The organism is Bradyrhizobium sp. SRS-191 (genome assembly GCF_024586915.1).
Classification (GTDB): domain Bacteria; phylum Pseudomonadota; class Alphaproteobacteria; order Rhizobiales; family Xanthobacteraceae; genus Bradyrhizobium.
Map to the genome: position 1 here is coordinate 693781 of NZ_JANBVS010000001.1, position 19491 is coordinate 713271.

Below are 19491 nucleotides of genomic sequence, written 5' to 3' on the forward strand. Positions count from 1 at the left end.
TGTTCTCACGCGTCCTGGTTGGCTTGTTGGTTTGCCTGCTGGTTTGCCTGTTGGTTTGCCTGGGCGCGCGAGCTCAGGCTCGGCGCTGCCGCCTCGCGGTCCCGCGGGCTGGGCGTTGGCTCTCCCGATCCGGTCTCCGTCGGCATGGGCGCCGCGGCGGAGGCCGCCTGGTCGGCATTCGATGCCGGCGTCTGCTCCGCGCGCGTTGCCTCAGGCTGCTGGGCCGGCCCGTTGCCATTGGGTTTGGGCTGCTCTGGGGACTGCGGCGGGGACGCCGTCGTGAACGCCGCAACGAGCCGGTCCATGGCGACGAAGACGAGGTCGGCGCTATAGCCCGCGACGAAGGCCAGGACGAAGGGCGAGAGCGAGGCCGTCATCGACGTCATCGTCGACAAGGTGGACGGCTGCAGCAACCAGCCCGCGGCAAGGCCGGAGAGCGCGCCGATCGGCACGCGCAGCGAAAATCGATGCCTTAGTTCGCGGCTCTCCTCGCCGGTGAGACTGTCATCCGACAGCCGCCTCAGGACGAATGCGATTGCGCCGAGCATGCCGTAGAGAATGGGCAGAAGGAAGCTGCCGATGAATGAGGTCGCCAGGCCGAGTTCAACCTTCGCGTAGGCTTCCTGCTTGATGAATTCCGATCGCTTCTGGGACCGGGTTTTTACGTCGGGGCTGGTAGAATTCGTGCTTGTGCCACTGGCCTTCTGGACGTCGGTGCTTCCGCTCAACCCGAACGTGAGGTAATTTGCAAAATCCAGGTAGCTTGCTCGCTCTCGCTGAAGTTTGTCGTCATCGGACGAAGCTTCCTCAGCGGGCTTAGGCTGGCTCGTCTGGGCGGCCTGGATCTTCTCCCCGACCTCGACGAGGCGCGCCTGAACGGCGAGGGAGGCGGAGTAATAGAACTGCAGCACCAGGAGTGCCGCCAGGATGCCGTAGAAGAAGCGCCGGTAGTAGTCCTTCGCCTCCTCGGCCGACTTGATCTTGGAGTTCAGCGCGCCATAGGCCGACCAGAATTTGTGTTGCACATCGGCGGGCGCACTCTTGAAATCGCCCGCCTTCTCGGCCTCGATGATCGGCATGGCGACCTGCGCCGGGATCTCGACGCCACGCTCCGAAAGCTTGCGCATCGAGGCCCGCGCCTGCTCCACGGGACTGAGTTTCTTGGGATCGGTATCGCTTTTCGTCGACCATAAGCTCATGACGCGAATCCTGAGATGCGACCGGACCACCCCGATACGAGGATGGCGACCAGACTGCCTCAGGATGGCTTTGAACTGTCCTGGGAGGGTTCCTAACCTGGGAAGCTCCCCAGGAGACTCCCCAGGTGAGACGGCGGGCTCTCGGCGGCGGCGTGAGCCCGGCCGCGCCTCGCGCGCTGCCGGAAACGGCGCGTGGTCGCGGACGAGAGGCCGTGCTCACCGTCCCAGCGCCTTCTGCAACCGATAAATGTATTGCCATTTTTCAGAAATCATGTTCTTCTGTCGCCATCCCGGCCCGCCGAGAGGGGCGCATCGCGATCGTCACGAGACGTGGGCCGGAGATGCGGTGGCCGCAAACGTGCTGCAGCGGGTGTCATGCTCGCCGGACGGCAGGTTTGCGGACGTGAAGACGCGTGGTCCTGGCGCCCCGAGGCTGGCGCCAAGTCGTCCGGGGGATGATGATCCGGACGGCGACGGTGGCTACAAGCCGGACACCGGGGAGAGCGCGACATAAGCGTGAAAACCATCGCGCGGGGAATGCCGGGTGTCGTCGGCTGAACCTGTGGTGACTGCCGCCTGCTTTCTTTTCTGCAGGCGGGCCATGGGTGCGGCCAGCGCCCGGCATTCCCCGCGCCCTCTCAGTTCGGAGGGCCAACGAAGCGCGCAACCCCGGTCGCGAATGCGGCGCGGGATCGCGGCGCGACGCCCAGGACGATTCGCGTGTTGCAGGGAACAAGCGATGTTGCGCTCCGCGTGGCCGGCGAATGTCTGCGACATCAGCATCTTGTCGAAGCAGACGATCGTTTTGGGCCTGGATGCCTCGCGAGCCAGGGTCGCGGACTCGCGTGCGGGATGCCGCCGACGGGGAACTTGCGTCGAATCGCCATATTTGTCCGCCTACCAATCTGACGTTGACGCGGCGCGCCCGGCTTGCCATGTAGCGCGCCGGACCTCCCAGGGGCAGTCTATGCAAGTCATTCGTTCGGTGCGCCTCTGGATGAAGGAGGGCACGTCCGACAAGGTCTACGAAGTCGATCTCGTCGATCTGGAACGTGCCGACGGCGACGCACGCTACCTGGTCAATTTCCGTTATGGTCGTCGCGGCAGCTCGCTTCGAGAAGGCACGAAGACTCCTGCTCCGGTCATCCGCGCCAACGCCGAGAAGCTGTTCGACAGCGTCGTGGTGTCCAAGATCAACGGCGGTTATCGCCGCGCCGATGGTGAGACGTCACCGTTGACGGAGCTCAACGCCGGGGCCGTGACAGACGGGCGCGCCGCGGAGCTGCTCAAGAAGCTCTCGCTCTGCGTGGGCGGTGGATGGAGCGACAAGGAGCGCGACCGCCTGTTCTGGCGCCTCGGCGTGGTCCGGCTGGCGGCCGCCTATCCGCAGATCGCCGCCTTCGCGCAGAAGACCGGCGCGGCGCATGCGAGCTACAGCCTGGTGTATGCGCTGGCGCGTTGCGGCGGTGGAAACGCCGCTGACCTGCTGCGCAGCTGCGCGGATACCAATGTCAGCCCCGTGACGCGCGACTACGCGGCCTATGCGCTGGCGAGCGGGCTGATGGGCGCGCAGCGATCGCCGCCGCGCCTGTCGCTGCCGCGAACGAGCGATGCCGTGGCGAACCGCGACATCGAAGCGGCTCTGGAGAGCGGCCGCGGCGCGGAGTTGGTGCAGGCCCTGCTGGCGGCGAGTGCGGCACAGCCGAATTTCGCCAATCAGTATTTGATCGCCCTCGCCCATCTTGCGCTCGCCGACGACGGCGCGCGCAAGACACTGCTCGCCGCGGTGCGTGCGATGACGCCGCGTCCTCCTTTCGTGCAGGTGCTGCGACGCCTGTTCAAATATGCCGACCTCACCGACGACGGGCCGCTGTTCGCGGCGACGGCGCGGCAGTTCGAGTTGGCGACGCCGATGTATCGCCGCGGCAATGTCTATCGGGATCAGGTCTGGCTGCCCGGCTCGCGCCAACCGCTGAAGCTCAGCGAGGAACAGAACAGCGCCGCGCCTCGCCTTGCGCTGTCCGACCAGACCCTGCTCTACTTCAAGCGGCGGGCCTGGCGCATGCTGCGCAAGCGTGCCGAACTCGGACAGGACGCCTTCACGGCGATGGCGAGCGAGCTCCTGCTCGCCTTCACCGATGCCGACGGCAGCAAGCCCGCGGAATGGAGCACTTACGTCCGCATCGACGGGAGCTATCACCCTGTCGCCAACGCCACCGAGGCGCTGAGCCGCGTCTGGAGCGTCAGCCACCTGCTGCATGCCGAGGCCCCGACCAGCCGCTTCAATGCCAATGCGCTGACGCATCGCCATCTCGGAACGCGCATGGCCGGCCAGCGCGAGGAGGCATTCCCGGAGCTGTGGGATGCCCAGCCGCAGCAGCTGCTCCGTATCGCCGCGCTGGCGCGCAATCACGCGGCGGCGCGCTTTGCCGCGCTGGCGTTGCTGCAAGGCCCGCCTCGGCCGGAAGCCATGGACATCGCCGCGATCGGCGGCCTGCTGGCCTCGCCCTATCTGGAGGTCTCCACGCTTGCAGCCGGGATCGCGCAGCGTCTGATCACGGCCGGCAAGGCCGATGCGGCGCTGATCACCGTACTGCTCGGAGCGGCCGCGCAGGACATGCGCGACCTCGCCCTCCGCGCCATCGACGATCGCGCCGACTGGCCGTGGGCCGACGCCCAGCTTGCTCGCGCCGTGCTGACCAGCCCTTACGAGCCTGTGCAAAGCCGCGCCCGCGGCTGGCTGCGCGACCGTCCACCGTCACGGGAGCAGCGCGCGCAGGCGACGGAGGCATTCGCAGCCTGGCTCGCGCAGCTGCCGGCGGATCTCGACGACCTCGCGCGCGCCGGTCTTTCAGCCGCCGTCGCGCTGCTGCCGCAGCTCTGGCCCGATCGCGACTGCCCGTTGCAGCCGGAGCTGATCCAAAGCCTCACCGGCCACGCCAGCCCCGAGGTCCAGGCCGCGAGCATCCAGCTCATCGCGGTCACGCCGACGAAGCCCGGCGATCTGCCGGCGGCATTCCTGCAGGCGATCCTGCTGGCGGACGCGCCCGAGATTCGCGTCGCCGCGGTGAGCCTGCTGGGCAGGCTCGACGACGCCGCACTGGCGGAGCATCGCGACGGTATCGTGCTGGCGGCCACCGGCACGCATGCCGGCCTGCGCGCAGCGGCACGGCCGCTGCTCGCGCGCCTCGCGGCGGCCGACGATGCGTTCGCCATCCGTGTGCGCGACCTGCTGATGGCCATCCTGTTTCGGACCGAGCCGGTCGAAGGCCATGCCGCCGACATGGTCGCGCTGTTCACGGCGGCCTTGCCGCCGGCGGCGGCTGACATCGACGACGGCACGCTGTGGCGACTGTTGCAGGCTCGCGCGATGGGCGCGCGCATGCTCGGCGCGAGGCTCCTCGGGAGCCGCGATCCCGCGCAGTTCTCCGTCCGTCAGCTCGCCCGCCTCGGCAATCATGCGCTGGTGGCCGTGCGCCGCTTCGTGCTGCAGGCACTCGCTGCCGACGAGGCCCGCTTCCGCGCCGACCCGGAAAATGCCGTGCTGCTGGTCGAGAGCGAGTGGGAGGATGTCCGAACCGCCGCGGTGAACAGACTGACGGCTTGGCCGAGCGAGGCGCTGCCGGCCTCGGCCCTCGCGGTCATGGCGGACTCGACCGTGCCTGCCGTACAGGACGGCGCCCGCGCGCTGCTGCGGCGCAGTCTTTCGGACGGCGACATCGCCGACGTGCTGGAGCGCCTGCTGGAGCACCCGTCGGGCAGCTTCCATCTCTTCGTCACCGAGCTGATCACCGGCGAGGCGCTGGCGGATGCGGCTGTCTTCGCCAAGTTCATGACGCAGGCGCGCATCATCCTGATGCAGATCAACCGCGGCCGCGTTGCCAAGGAGCGGATCTTCACCGCCCTGCGCAACGAGGCGCTGGCGCACCGGGAGCGCGCCGCCGACATCGCGCAGCTGCTGCACGACTTCACACTCAGCGTCACGCTTCGCGACAAGGCGCCGGCGCTGATGATCCTGCGCGACATCGCCCACGCGTGGCCGGATCTCACCCTGCCCGTCACGGTGGCCCGCGCCGGCCTGATGTCGCAGGGCGGCTCGCACATCAGCGGAAGCGCCGCATGAATTTCGCCTATCGCTTTCTCGGCAGCACCAGCGCCTCGTCCGACGCCGCCGCATCGTCGTTCGCCTTCGCGCCGGACACGCTGCGCGCGCCGACGTTCTTCACCGGCAAGGTTGCCCGCCATCTCGCCTTCCGCGAGGCGATCTCCGCGCTGCATCACGTCGTCGTCTCCGACCTGCGCTTCAAGCCGCGCGACCGTACCGCCTATTTCGAATGGCTGAAGCAGAACGAGGACAGCTCCCTCGCCGAGGCGACCGTGCAGTCCGAAGCGCTCAAGCCGCGCATCGCGGAGCTGCAGGCGCGCATTCGCGGATTGGACCAGCAGCGCAATCTGCTGATGCAGCCCTACTGGAAGGCGCAGCGGGCCTATTTCGACTATCTCTACAAACAGAACCGCGACGCCTGGATCGTGCTCGATCCGGTCATCACGGTGCATCCCGACGAAATCTTCTTCGAGTGCTTCAGCCTCGACGAATCCAGCTATGGGCGGCTGTCGTGCGATCACGACGTGTTCGAGAGCCTCGGCGAGATGGCATTCGGCACCACCAACATCGACTACAGCCACGCCCTCTACGACGAATTCCAGAAGATCCGCTCCTATCGCGACACCACGCTGACGATCGATCCCTCAGGCTTCGAGGTGCAGACGGGCGATGATCTCGACTTTCGCGAGGAGAAGATCGACCTGCCGGACAGCTGGGTGCGCGGCTTCCTGCAGGTGTCGAGCGCGATGACCCTGCCGGCGCATGTGTTCGACCTGCATCCCGTCGACATGGCCAACATCCTCACCCGCCTCGCGCAGAAGAAGGAGAAGGCCGGTCCGCGCTCCCTGCGCTTTGTGTTGAAGCCGGATGCGCCGGTGGAGGTGGTGATCGAGCCGTGGAACGAGCGGCTCCGCTTCCGCCGCTCGATCTATCGCGGGCCGAGCGCTGCCGAGATCCGCATCTGGGGCCGGCGCCGGCTCGCGATCCTCGCGCGGACGCTGGCGCTGGCGCGGTCGGTGCGGGTCCACCTGACCGGCAGCGGCCTGCCCTCGTTCTTCGTCGTCGATTTCGGCGGCCTGCGCTTCACGCTCGGACTGTCGGGCTGGACCGCGAACGACTGGTCATCAGCCGGACAATTCGATCTGCTCGCGCCACGCCACAAGGTCGACGGCGACACCTCGCAGCGGATCTTCACGGCGCTCGGCAGCTCCCATGCGGCGACGGCCGCCGAGCTGGCGCGGCAGACCGGCGTCGACCAGGCGCTCGTGCATGCGGCGCTCACCGCCTACACCCAGGCCGGCCGCGTGATGTTCGACCTCGACAAATCGCTCTATCGCCTGCGCGAACTGACGCGCGAGCCGCTGTCGGCCGAACAGCTTCGCTTCGCGAGCCCGCAGGAGGAGAAGGCCGACCGCCTGATCGATGCGAACCTCGTGACGATCGGCCGCATCGATCGCAACCAGGGCGTTCGCGCCGTCACCGGCAGCGTGCTCGACAACGCGCGCAACGAGCAGGTCAGCCTCGTGATCGACGGCGACGACCGTCTCGTCGAGGCGCGCTGCAGCTGTCACTTCTACGTCCACAACAAGATGGCGCGAGGTCCGTGCGAGCACATGATGGCGTTGCGCCGCATCGTCCATGCGCAGGTCGAGGGCGTGGCCCAGGACGGAGAAAGCCCCGGAGAAAGCCGCGGAGAAGCTCGCGGACAGACCATCGCATGACCGACATGGCAGCTGCTATCAGCACACCCGGCTTGAACCGGGACCGACAATTCGCGTATCACTGGCTTCGGAAGGACGCAGGCCGGTCAGGACCTTGCAATCCGGGCGGCGTATCGCCGTCCTTGCTTCATGACCGCGCATGCATCACTGGCCCGATCTTCACTGGGCCGGGGCTGCCCACCCATCCGCAATCGCAGAATGGGTTCTTTGAACCCAATTGCGGATGGGTGGGCGCCCCGGCATCGAGTGGATCGATCCAGTTCTTGGAGAAGACGAAGGCAAACCGGCCTGCGCTCCTTCCGATCTCCTTCGATGAGTCTGCAGCGGCGCTCCCGACCGGAGGGCTGGCCGCGTGACCGACACCGTTTCCCCCGGCAAGCTCACGCGCCAGGAGCTCTACGACCGCATCCGGGAATCCTCCAAGGACGAGGTCATCCTCGAGGAGATGATCCGGCTCGGCTTCTGGCCTGACGGCAAGCACGCGCCTGCACCGGCTGCGGAGGCGATCCGCAGCCGTGCGGATGCCATCCGCGAGCTCGCGGATCTGCAGCGTCAGAACGCCGCGCTGGGCGATCCCGTGCGCGCGCTGAAGGAGATCCACAAGCGCCGCAAGGCCGAGGCGATGGCGCGGCGGCAGGAGACCAAGCGTCGCCATGCCGAGGCGCGACAGACACGGGCGTTTGCCTGGTACGAGCGGCGCAAGCATGACGTGCTCTATCTCGGCGAAGACGTCTCGCCCGGGCTGCACGTCCGCACGACGTCGACACCGTTGCGCGACGGCTTGCCCCCGATCGCCGACTCCAAGGCGTTGGCCGATGCGATGGGCATTCCGCTCGCCGAGCTGCGCTTCCTGGCGTTCAACCGGAAGGTGGCGTCGGTCAATCACTATCAGCGCTTCACGATCCCGAAGAAGAGCGGCGGCGACCGGCTGATCTCCGCGCCGATGCCGCGCCTCAAGCGCGCGCAATATTGGGTGCTCGACAACATCCTCGCTTGCGTGCCGCTGCACGAGGCCGCGCACGGCTTCGCGCCCGAGCGTTCCATCCTGACCAATGCGCGCAACCATGTCGGCCGCGACGTGGTGATCAATCTCGACCTCAAGGATTTCTTTCCGACGCTGACCTATGTCCGCGTCAAGGGCCTGTTCGAGGCGCTGGGCTATGCCGAGGCGGTCGCGATCCCGCTTGCGTTGTTGTGCACCGAGCCTGTCGTCGATGAAGTCACGCTCGACGACGAGCGTCACTTCATAGCCGATGGTCCACGACTGCTGCCACAGGGCGCGCCGACCAGCCCGGCGATCACCAACCTGATCTGCCGCAAGCTCGACCGGCGGCTCGTCGGCCTCGCGCGCACGCTCGGGTTCGCCTACAGCCGCTATGCCGATGATCTGACCTTCTCCGGCTCGGGCGAAGCGGTGAAGAAGATCGGCACCCTGCTCAAGGCCGTCAACGGCATCGTCGAGGCCGAAGGCTTCAAGGTCCATCCCGACAAGACGCGCGTGATGCGCAGGTCGGCGCGCCAGGAGGTCACCGGCCTGACCGTCAACGAGGCCGTGGCCGTCCCGCGCGACCTGATGCGCCGTTACCGCGCCGTGCTGCAGCAGGTCGAGCGCCACGGACCTGCGGGCAAGCATTTCGGTCCCGGCAAGGACGTGATCCGGTCGCTGCTCGGTTTCGGCCATTTCGCGGTCATGGTCGATCCGGAGAGTGGCGCACCGTTGCTGCGGCGGGCTGAGCTGCTCGCCGCACGCTATGTGCCCGCCGCTTCGGCGCGGCGTCCCTCTCGCGCGGCCTTCCGCAAGGCCGCGGCCGCCGGCCAGACGCCGCCCGGCCGGCAATGGACTCCCGCGATGCGGCCGCCGCCGGCGCCGGATCCGGTGCTGGTCGCGCTGGCCCGGCAGGAAGAGAAGAAGCGAGCCGCGCAGGCGCGCGCCGCGGCGCCCAGCCCGTCGCGACCACCGAACGTGCCCCCGCCGCCCATGGGGGCGCCGCGGGCAGCCGACCCGTGGGGAGCGCGTGCAACCGCACCCGCGACGGCCTCCACCACGAAGAAGCGGCTGCCCTGGTACGTCACCGCTCTGGTGATCCTGCTGGCCTTGCTGCTCGCCGTCGCGCTCGTTCCCGCCGGCCCCGCGATCGCCGGCGTGCTGCTGTATTTCTACTTCAGCCGATGGTGGAAGCGCTGAGAAGCGGCCCCGTCTCAGGCAATTGGAGGAAGCCATCGGCAGAGATTGAAGGAATCGCGCGGCCCCAACCGTCGGACCAGCCGGTGACCTCGCCCTGGCAAGCGTCAGCCGGCAGGTTCCTGCCCGGTCCAATTCAAAGGTATTGGGGGTGGTGCGCTCGGAGGGCGTTCGCATTTGCTGTGGTTTCAACGGGTTATGTGGAGAACAGCAAACTTTGGTGCATTCGCGGTCAAAAGTGCCCTTTGGCCGTAAGTCAACATCGAGGCTGGCCTGCCACACCGGCGAGTGAACACGCGATGAACTCTAGCCAATAAGCTGATTGATCAGCACTTGTCGCCGCCGACGAGCATCGCTCGTGAGGTGTCGAGTTCAACCCACGGGCTGCAGACAGGCCGCGGCGTTCACCGCGTTGACGCCACTACCTTTGATTGTTATTTTAAATCTTCACCACGCAAGAGCGGAATGGCTCATGGCGATATCGCAGACTGGAGAGCGACAGGCCGGTGTGGCCGGCGCTGCGAATTCGCGCAATGCCAACGGGCAAGCCGGCGCCAGACAGTCCACGACCAGTCCGACCGGAGGGCCGCCCCGCTCCGAGCGCAAGATCGAGGTCCGCACCGTCCAAACGCCTGCCGCGGGAACGCTGACAGGGCTCGGTGAATCCTTCCAGGGTCCCGGACAGAGCGGCTTTGCCGAGCTGACGATACCCTTCGACGTCACACCGGCGCGAGGTCTCGAGCCGCAGCTCTCGCTGCAGTATGACTCCAGCGGTCACAACGGCGTGTTCGGCCAGGGCGTCAGCGTTGCGCTGCCATCGGTGACGATCGCGATCAACCGGCATATGCCGCGCTATGACGGAACCGACTCCTATGCACTCAACGGCAACGCGCTGGTGCCAGTACCCGGCTCCGCCACGCAACGGCGCGCCGGCGACACCACCTACACGGTCACGCAGTACCGTCCGCAAATCGAACGCGATTTTACCCGCATCGAACGCTGGAGCCCGGACGAGGGCGGTGCCACCTTCTGGCGAACCCTGTCGCGCGCCGATGAGATTGCCGTGTACGGCGCCAGCGCCGACGCCCGCATCGCCGACCCCGACGACGCGGCAAGGGTGTTCGAATGGCTGATCGAGGCCCAGTGCGATCCGCGCGGCAACGCCGTGCGCTATCGCTACAAGGCCGAGGACGGCGCCGGACTCGCCATGCCGCCGCAGCCCGGCCGCCGCTGCGATGCCAATCGCTATCCGCAACGCATCTCTTACGGCAACACGCAGCCATTCACCGCGGTCGATCCGCTCGACCTACCCGACGGACCTTGGCTGTTCGATGTGCTGTTCGACTACGGCGAGTACCGCCTCAGTGCCGACAACGACACACCAGCCGTTCCGGTCGGACCATGGAGCCCGCGTCCGGATCCGTTCTCCGGCTACGTTGCGGGTTTCGAGCGGCGGACCTGCCGGTTGTGCCGCAACATCCTGATGGTGCACCACTTCCCCGCCGAGCTCGGCGCCGCCGATGTGCTAGTGCGCGTGCTGGCACTGAACTACGACGAAAATCCCTACGCGTCACGGCTCGGCACGGTCGCAACGGTAGGCTGGCAATATGTGGCCAGCCGTCCGAGCGGCGAGCGCTATACGACGCGATCGTTGCCACCGGTCCGGCTCGACTGGACAGCCCTGCCCGCGGCACCGGCAGTGTTCACGCCCCTTGGACTCGCGCCGGGCAACGCGCCACCGCGTTTCGGCGCACCGCCGCCCTACGCGCTGGTCGACCTCGACGGCAGCGGCCTGCCCGGCGTGCTCTATGCCGATGGCGAAACGGTGGCCTATTTTGCGCCGACGCTTGCCGCAGCCGACCTCAATGCCGAGGTGATCTACCAGGCCGCGCCCGCCTCTTCCTTTCCAATCCCGCGGCTTGCCGATGGCCCGGCGGCCCTGGTCGACCTCGACGGCAACGGCCGCCTGTCGCTGTCCTGGTCCACGCCGACGCTCGACGGCTATTTTCCGCCGCGCGAGGACGGCGGCTGGATGGCCTTCCGCCCCTTCGCGCACAGCCTGCTTGACCGTGCCGCGCAACCGGCCGAATTCGCCGACCTCACCGGCGATGGCCATGCCGACCGTGTGCGTGTCGACGTCGACGTGCTGACCTACAATCGCAATCTCGGACGCGACGGATTTGCGCCTGCGCAGCGGCGCGCCCGCGCGCGCGGCCTGCCGCTCACCGCGTCACCGCCGCCGGGGGAGGAATTGCGCTTTGTCGACGTGCTCGGCGGCGGCACCAGCCCAGCCGTGCTGCTGCGCAGCGGATCGCTGCGCTGCTGGCCTAATCTGGGCTTCGGACGTTTTGGCGATCCGATCGATCTCCCCACACCGATCTGGCCCGAAACGGTCGGCCCGGATCGCGTGCTGCTCGCCGATCTCACCGGCACCGGCTGCGCCGATCTCGTCATCGCGCTGACCGATCGGCTGCGCATCCATCGCAACCAGGCCGGCAACGGATTTGCGGCCGAGGCGATCGAGGTGATGCTGCCGGCCGCGCTGCGCAGCATGACGCAGCTGCACACGGCCGACATGTCCGGCATGGGCTGCGAGGCAATCATCTTCACCACGGATGATCCGTCGCCGCGCCATTTCGTCTGCAAGCTCGCAGGCGACGGCCGGCCCGGCCTGGTCGAGCGGTTCGACGACAGCCGCGGCCGCGTCATCGCCCTGTCCTATGTGAGCTCCGCGCGCTTCCAGCTGCTCGATCGTTTGGAAGGACGGCCGTGGGTCACGACGCTGGCCTCAGCCCTCCCCGTGCTGTCGCGCGTCGAGCAGGTGGACGAAGTTGCGGGCGTGATCCGGGTGATGGAGTATCGCTACCGTCACGGCTATTTCGATCCGGTCGAGCGAGAATTCCGCGGCTTCGGCCTGGTGGAGGCGCGCGAGCGTGACGCCCCGCACGCCAGCCTCGCGCAGAGCATCGGTGACGCGCCCGCGCTGTTGCGACGGGAATGGTACCATACCGGCGCGGTCCTCACCGACGAGACGCTGGAGGAGGCGTTTGCGCGCGAATATTGGCAGGGCGACGCGCGCGCCTATTCGATGCCGCCCAGTTGCTTCGATTGGCAAGGAGCCAGCATCGACGCCGGGACCTGGCGCGAGGCCGTCGCTGCGCTCGCCGGCACGCTCCTGCGCCGCGAGGAGTTTGCCGTCGACACGCCGGCCGCACCGTTCGTTGTCGAAGCGGTGAATGCCCTGGTGCGGATGGAGCAGCCACGGATTGCGGACCAGAGGGCTTCTTTCCTCGTCACGCAGCGCGAGCATCTCCGATATGTCTATGATGGCGCGGCCGGCGATCCATCCATCGCGCACGAGGTGACGCTCGAGATCGATGCGTTTGGCGACATCGCGCTCGCTTGCTCGGTCGCCTATGCGCGCCGGTCGGATCAAGCCGACATCATTCCCGAGCAGAAGCGGATCTGGATCAATGCCGCGCGGAACGAGATCCTGCCGTCACAGCAGGGGCCCGACCTCTGGCTCGCCGGCCTGCCTTGGCAGGCGCGGCGCTGGACACTTCCTCATCCGCCGGCACCGACGGTGCGCGGCCTCTACTACGACTTCGCGACTCTGTGCGGCGCCGTGCACGTGGCGACCGCACCGGGCGGCGATGCCGAATTGCTGGAATGGTCGCGTCAGATCTATGTCGGCGCCGACGGTAGCGAAGAGCCGCCACGGGCGGTTGCGCCTCAGGCGCTAGTGACCCGTGAGGAGATCGTGGCTCTCAATGCCGCCGAACTCGCCACCGTGTTTCAGGGCGTCGAACCGCCGGAAGGCCTCGCAGCGTTTCTCGCGGCGCAAGGCTATCGGGAGGATCAGAGCAACGGTCTGTATTGGAATCCCGGGCTCACCGCGAACTACGGAGGCGCCGACACCTTCTTCCTGCCCGTCGAGACCCGCGACCCCTTCGCCGCACATCATGGCAGCCGATCCGGCACCGTGACCCGATACGGCTATGACGCACACAAGCTGCTGCTGTCGAGCACGACTGTCATCAGCACCGGCAATGACGTGGCGCCTGACGTCACGACGGCGCTCGTGCTCGACTACCGGGCGATGGCGGCGACACGCGTCAGGGATGCCAATCAGCAAATCCACGAGGCCTTGCTCGATCCGCTTGGCGACGTCATCGCCACCTCGTTTCGCGGCTGGGAATGGCGCGATGGCAAAGCCGTCGAGGTCGGCTTCGCAGCCCTGCCGCTCGACGATCCCTCGACCTGGCCGCTGCCGCCGGACACCGCCACGCTCGTGGCCGATCCCGACCATTATCTCGCGGGCGCTGCCAGCTTCACCTTCAACGATTGGGAGAGCTGGACCCGCGAGCGGCAACCGACGCATTCGGTCGCCGTCGAGGCGCAGGTCTATCCGGGCGATAACGACGGCGCCGTGGCCAAGATGGCAATCGCCTTCGTCGACGGCTTTGGGCGCGAGCTTCAGCACAAGCTGCGCACCGAAGCCGGCGCGGCGCACACCATGACCGCCCAGGTCAACGCCGCCGCGAGTGAGCGCTGGACCACGTCGGGCGGCCGTCACTACAACGGGCTCGGCCTGCCCGACCGCGAATACGAGCCCTATTTCACCGATCACTGGACCTACACAGACAATGCGAGCCTGAACCGGCTCGGCGCCAGCATCACCCTGCATTACGATGCGGTCGGCCGCCTGATCCGCACCGACTATCCCAAGGGCGGGATGGCGGCGGCGTTCTACAGCAAGATCATCCGGCAGCCCTGGTCGCAGGCCGATTGGGACCAGGACGACACGATCAAGAGCTCGGACTATTACCGCTACTACATCGATCCCGGCGGCCACGGTCCGCTGCCGGTGCCCGAACGCGACGCGCTAACCAAGGCGGCCGCCTTCGACGGCACGCCGCGCATCAACCATCTCGACCCGCGCGGGCTGGTGGTGCGCGTCGAGGAACTGCTCGCCACTGCGGATACGCCGGCCGCGCCACTGGTCAGTGTTTTCGAGTACGACGCCGACGGCAACAAGATCGCCGAGGCCGATCCGCGGCAGGCGGCGGCGAGCCGCTGGAATTTGCGGCTGACGCAGGGGATCGACGGGCAACTCCTGCGCAGCGACAGCGTCGATGCCGGCATCCGCTGGTCGCTCGCCGACGTCAACGGCGCACCGGCCTACACTCATGATCAGCGCGGCACGTCGGTGCTGGTCGAGCATGACGGGCGCGGGCGGCCGTCGCTGACGCGCGTGCTGGTCGCGGGCGCAAAGGCTTCCATCGTCGCCGAACGCTTCATCTATGGCGACAGCCTCGATGCCGGCGGCGCGACGCCCGTCACCGCGCCAGAGCATCGCAATCTGATGGGCGAGCTCTGCATCACGTACGACGGCGCCGGACGCCTCGAAATGATCGGCAAGGCGCTGTCCGGTGGCACCACCGGCGTGGTCTCGCGGCTGGCGCGGGACCCGACGGCGATCCCCGACTGGACCGCCGGCACCTTCGCGAGCTGGGCCGCACTGTTCGCCGCGCTCGACCCGAAGCTCGAGACGGAGACGTTCACCACCACGGCGCGCTTCGACGCGCTCGACCAGCCGCTGTCACGCATCGATGCCAGCGGCCTCACCACGAACTGGCGCTACCGCCGCGACGGGCTCATTGCTACCGTGACTGCCGCGCGCGCGGGAAAACCCGCGCGCGCCTATCTCGCGGCCACCGACTACAACGCCAAGGACCAACAGCTCTGGGCCGAGTTCGGCGACGGCACCGGCGGCGTGCTGCGCACCGACTACCGCTACGATCCCGACAATTTCCACCTGACCGGCATCGCCACGGTCCGGACGAGCGACGGCGCAAAGCTGCAGGACCTGACCTATTGGGACGATCCGGTCGGCAACGTCACGACCGTGACCGACACCGCCGCGCCCGCCGCGAAAATCTTCCACGCCAATCAGGAGGTCACACCGGACCAGGATTTCACCTACGACTCGCTCTACCGACTGATCGGCAATGGCGGCCGCGCCAAGACCGGCTATACGCTGGCGATGGCGGCAGCCGGCGATTACGGCCCCTATTTCAACCCACAACGGCAGGACCCCAGCGCGCTCGAACGCTACCGTCTGCGCTATGATTACGACGCCGCTGGCAATCTCTGGCGCAACCGCTACGCCGCGAAGAGCAGCCAGTGGACGCAGACGCTGACCATCGCTCCCGATTCCAACCGCGGCGCAGTGAGCGACAGCGGCCTCGATGGCCTGTTCGATGCCGCCGGCAATCAGCTCAAATTCCAGGGCGGCGCCGCTCCGACGCTGGCCTGGAGCTGGGCCAATCGTCTCGCCGCCGTGACCCTGGTCGCGCGCGAGGGCAGCGAGAGTGATGCGCAGTATTATGCCTACGACGCCGCAGGCCAGCGCAGCCGCAAGCTGACCCGCCGCCTCGTCGGCGGCGCCATGACGAGCGAGGAGACCATCACGCTCGGCGACGTCGCGATTCACCGCAAGCTGCGCGACGGCACGGTTGTCGAGGAATGGCGCGCGACACGCGTGCGCGACGACGAGCGGTGCATCGCCGAGCTCGTCGACTGGACCGTCGGCTCGCCGCCGTCCGGCGTCAGCGCGCAGCAGGAGCGCTACCAGCTCGACAACATGATCCACTCCTCCACCATGGAGGTAAACGAGGACGGCGCGATCATCAGCTATGAGGAATACGCGCCGTTCGGCATCACCGTCTACGCCGCCGGCACGAGCTTCGCCGAGGTCTCGCTGAAGAGCTACCGCTATGCCGGTCACGACCGCGACAAGGCCACCGGGCTCTACTACTACGGCGCGCGCTACTACGCACCCTGGCTGCTGCGCTGGCTGAGCCCGGATCCGGCCGGCGACATCGACGGCATCAACCTCTACGCCTTCGTCGGCGGCAGCCCGGTGTCGCACACCGACATCGGCGGCTACGCCCGGACCAAGCAGACCTCGCGAAAAAAGAGCCAGAGCAAGTCGCGGAAGAAGAAGGCGTCAGGAGGCGGCGTCAAGGCGCCGAAGACCAAAGCCGTTAGTGTCACCGTGAACCTCAAGACCGGCCAAGTCACGAAGCCGAGGCGCATGGGCTTCAACAGCAGGGCCAAAAAGCTGATGGTGAAGGGAACGGACCTGGCGCACCGCTACTCCTTCCAGGAAATCGCCGACAAGGTCGTGATTGCCTCCAACAATCCGAAGCGGAAGCCGATGATACTGCGGATCCTGAGGGCGATCGCCGGAAAGGATCCGATCCTGATCAAGGCCCTCAAGGAGTTCGAAAAGAACAAGAACGTCACCCAGAGCGACTCGAAGAACCTCATCAGCGGCCTGAACAGCTCCGAGGAAAATTTGCGGCCCGGAGATTCCGGACGCAACCGGTCGCTCAAGGGCCGCTTCGATGCCGGCGTCGTGGATTCGAAAACGCGCAAACGAGGACGATCGCCGAGCCCGGTGAGCAAGCGCATCATCAAGGAAGCCCTCGAGGTCGGCGAGGAGATCCGGTTCTATGCCCCGGACGGCAAGACTGCGATGTCATCGGTCGAGAAAAACGGCATCAGCACCAAGGACCTCGTGGCCAGCCTGGAACAGTGGGTCATGAGCGGCACGGTGGTCGGCAAGCTGGACGGCAGCGAGTTCGTCCTGAGCAAAAGGTAGGCTAAAGCATGATCCGGAAAAGGTGCAAAGCGGCTTCTCCGGAAATATCATGCGCAAACAACGACCTGAAGCGCGATAACGACTCAACCCAATCGCATCGCGCTTTGGGCATGATAAAGCCGGCCGGAACGAACCGGCCGGCGGGACGCTTCTTGCAGAGTCGACGAGACCTCGCTCCTAAACCGCGCGACGAGCTCGATCGTCAAGGATAGGGGATCGGCACCGGATAGGCCGCCAACTCGTAACGCGGGCCGACCACGTCGAACGGCGTGACGATGACTTCGTAGGTGCTGCCCGACTGGACCACGTAGGCGAATGTCGTGACCGTCGCCGTGGGATCGTCGACGGGGAAGTTGGTCAGCTTGGTCGAGTCCTGCACGACCGAGATGTAGTTGCCCTCCAGCGGCGGATCGTCCGGGTTGGTGATCTCGGCGGAGACCCAGTTCACGGTCACGTTGGCGCCGTCCGAGCAGACCCGAAGCGCGACCGCCCGCTTGATGCTCGGATCGACTGGCGGCGGCGGAAACGGCACCGGCGCGGCAAAGCTGGCATTGTCGTTCGACGGACCGCTCGCGATCCGCGGCGTCACCGTCGCCTTGCAGCCTGCCGCCGCCGTATAGTCGACGGTGAGGCTGGTATCGGTGGCCTTGGCTTCGAAGGTCGTCGGCGTGTTATTCTGAACGAGCGTGATCAGAAAGCTTTCGAGACCCGTCATCTTGTAGCTCAGCCAGGTGACGGCCGTCTTATTGCCCTGGCTGAGGGTGCTGGCGATAACGACGCGATCGCATCCCATGTCTCGACGCCCCTCTTAGTTCGCCGTCGACGCGGACGGCGCGGCCTGCGCCAGACCCGGCTCCGGCAGGCCCTGCATGGTCTGGTCACCGACGAGAAGTCCGTCGGCGTAGAAGCTCGCGCCGCGCGCCGGCGTTTCGCTCGCTCCCTGCGGGCGCAGCGCGATGTTGTAGACCTTGCCGCCATAGGCCTGCCGCTCGACCTTCGCCACCTTGCTTACACCCTTGGCGGTGGTGAGCGAGGTGCCGGCGGCAAGATGCCACGCCAATAGCCAGCGCGGCCGGCCCTGCTCGTCGCGGCCGACGATCACCGGATGCTCACCGGTCATGCGCGCGACCGTGCCGTCCTCGGCGGTGACCACGATCAGCTCGGCTTCGTCACCGGTCAGCTTGCCGACCGCCTGCCACGGCTTGCCGTCCGGTCCGAGCACGAGCTCCATCGGCGATATTTGCTCGATCGGCTTCTGCGTCCCGTTGGCCATCGTCACCAGCGTACCCGTGGGCAGGCAGCCCCATTGCAGATCGACGTTCCGCACGATCAGCGTGTTGGCCGAATTGCGCTCTAGCGTGTTGGAGACGAGCGCGGTGATGGTGGTTGGCCGGCCATTCGGTCGGATGGCCTTGATCTGCCAGGTCATGTTGAAGGCAAGGCCGCTGTGCGGCTGATAGCAGGTGGTGCCGAAGATCAGCGCCTTGTCCGCGAGAATAGACCACGTCACGCCCTTCTTGTCCGACGTTGGCGTCGTCTGCGCCAGCACCTGGGCGCCGAGGTCGTTGTCCTGTCCCGTGCAGGTCGTGCCGTCTTGGCTGTTGATCGCCGTGACCTGCAGGGTGGCGTCGATCTTCCCGTTGTTGAGCGCCAGCGGATAAGGCAGCAAGATCGTGCCAGCGAGCGGCACGACCACCTTGGGCGGATTGAGCGTGCCTTGCGGGAATGGTCCGAAGTCGCAGGGTTGCGGCCAGCCCGGCTCCGGATTGCCGCGGTTGATGCATATCACTGTCTTGCGATTCTGGCTGTTGTTCGGCGCCGAGACGGCGATCGAGTTCGGCGGCGGCGTCACGGGTACGGTGACGCGCTTCGTGCACGGCGTGCCGTCGGTCATGTAGGTGGTGAAGGCCGCAACGGCCACCGGAGGCTTGTTCTCGTCGATCTTCCCCGGTTCGGGCGGCGCGTCGGTCAGGAGCGTGGTCTCGCCCTTGTTGCTCTTTGCGCTTCCGTCGGTCACATCGTGGTCGTCGGAGTCCAGCACCACGATATGGGTCCCGAAATTGCGAACGTCCTGCGGTTTGCCGGCGAGGAACACCGCCTGCAGCGTCGCAGCGGTGAGCTTGTCGGTGCCCTTGAGCGCGCCGAAATCCATGAAGACGCCGTTGGCCTGGTGCTCCTTCAGGAACTCTTCACAGCGGTCGAGCTGCGCGCGCATCGCGGGCACGCCGCCGAGCGCCGACACGAGATTGGAGACCGGAGGCCGGCGGCCGGCCGTGTGCAGAAGGTCGAGCATCTTGAGCTCGTTCGGATCCCTCAGGTCGACCGGAACCAGCCCTTTGCCGATGGCCGCGCGTACCCAGGTCGAGAGCTGGCTGCGCTGCTCGGCCGACAGCGACGGCGACCGCTGCTTTCGGGCCATGGCGGCGGTGCGCGGCGGTACATAGGCGTACTGTGCCTGGATCGCAGCCTCGACGCGGGCGTCGCGGTCGGCATCATCTTGGGCCACCCCGAGACTTGCTGGTGCGAGCAGGGCGGCAAGCACTGCAATGGACAGATGAACGAGCTTCATCGCGCTTCTCCGGTGGCTTTGATGACGGACGGCATGGATGGACCAA

The 19491-nt window shown here is 67.0% G+C and carries 7 protein-coding genes; 4 read left to right on the forward strand and 3 right to left on the reverse strand.

Annotation, left to right across the window (positions count from 1 at the left end; all coding sequences use genetic code 11):
- Window positions 1–5 precede the first annotated feature (5 nt).
- Window positions 6–1199, reverse strand: a complete 1194-nt coding sequence (locus NLR35_RS03230) for a hypothetical protein (RefSeq protein WP_257165096.1) — start codon at window positions 1197–1199, stop codon at window positions 6–8.
- A 967-nt stretch (window positions 1200–2166) separates the two neighbouring features.
- Here NLR35_RS03230 and NLR35_RS03235 point away from each other — a divergent pair.
- The 4 genes from NLR35_RS03235 to NLR35_RS03250 all read left to right on the forward strand — a co-directional run bounded on the left by NLR35_RS03235 (window position 2167) and on the right by NLR35_RS03250 (window position 16876).
- On the forward strand, window positions 2167–5322 hold the full coding sequence (locus NLR35_RS03235; RefSeq protein WP_257165097.1) for a hypothetical protein: 3156 nt from the start codon (window positions 2167–2169) through the stop codon (window positions 5320–5322).
- The gene (locus tag NLR35_RS03240) at window positions 5319–7025 is read left to right on the forward strand and encodes an SWIM zinc finger family protein (protein ID WP_257165098.1); all 1707 of its coding nucleotides are present in this window, start codon (window positions 5319–5321) and stop codon (window positions 7023–7025) included. The genes NLR35_RS03235 and NLR35_RS03240 overlap by 4 nt, the downstream gene beginning before the upstream one ends.
- 352 nt (window positions 7026–7377) lie before the next feature.
- Window positions 7378–9210: a reverse transcriptase family protein gene (locus tag NLR35_RS03245; RefSeq protein WP_257165099.1), complete on the forward strand. Its 1833-nt coding sequence runs from the start codon at window positions 7378–7380 to the stop codon at window positions 9208–9210.
- A 469-nt stretch (window positions 9211–9679) separates the two neighbouring features.
- Complete coding sequence (locus tag NLR35_RS03250) at window positions 9680–16876, forward strand: SpvB/TcaC N-terminal domain-containing protein (protein WP_257165100.1); 7197 nt, start codon at window positions 9680–9682, stop codon at window positions 16874–16876.
- Window positions 16877–17078: 202 nt separating this feature from the next.
- On the opposite strand, the gene NLR35_RS03255 is transcribed toward NLR35_RS03250, so the two are convergent.
- Window positions 17079–17669, reverse strand: a complete 591-nt coding sequence (locus NLR35_RS03255) for a hypothetical protein (RefSeq protein WP_257165101.1) — start codon at window positions 17667–17669, stop codon at window positions 17079–17081.
- A 15-nt stretch (window positions 17670–17684) separates the two neighbouring features.
- Complete coding sequence (locus tag NLR35_RS03260) at window positions 17685–19445, reverse strand: Hint domain-containing protein (RefSeq protein ID WP_257165102.1); 1761 nt, start codon at window positions 19443–19445, stop codon at window positions 17685–17687.
- Window positions 19446–19491: the final 46 nt, after the last annotated feature.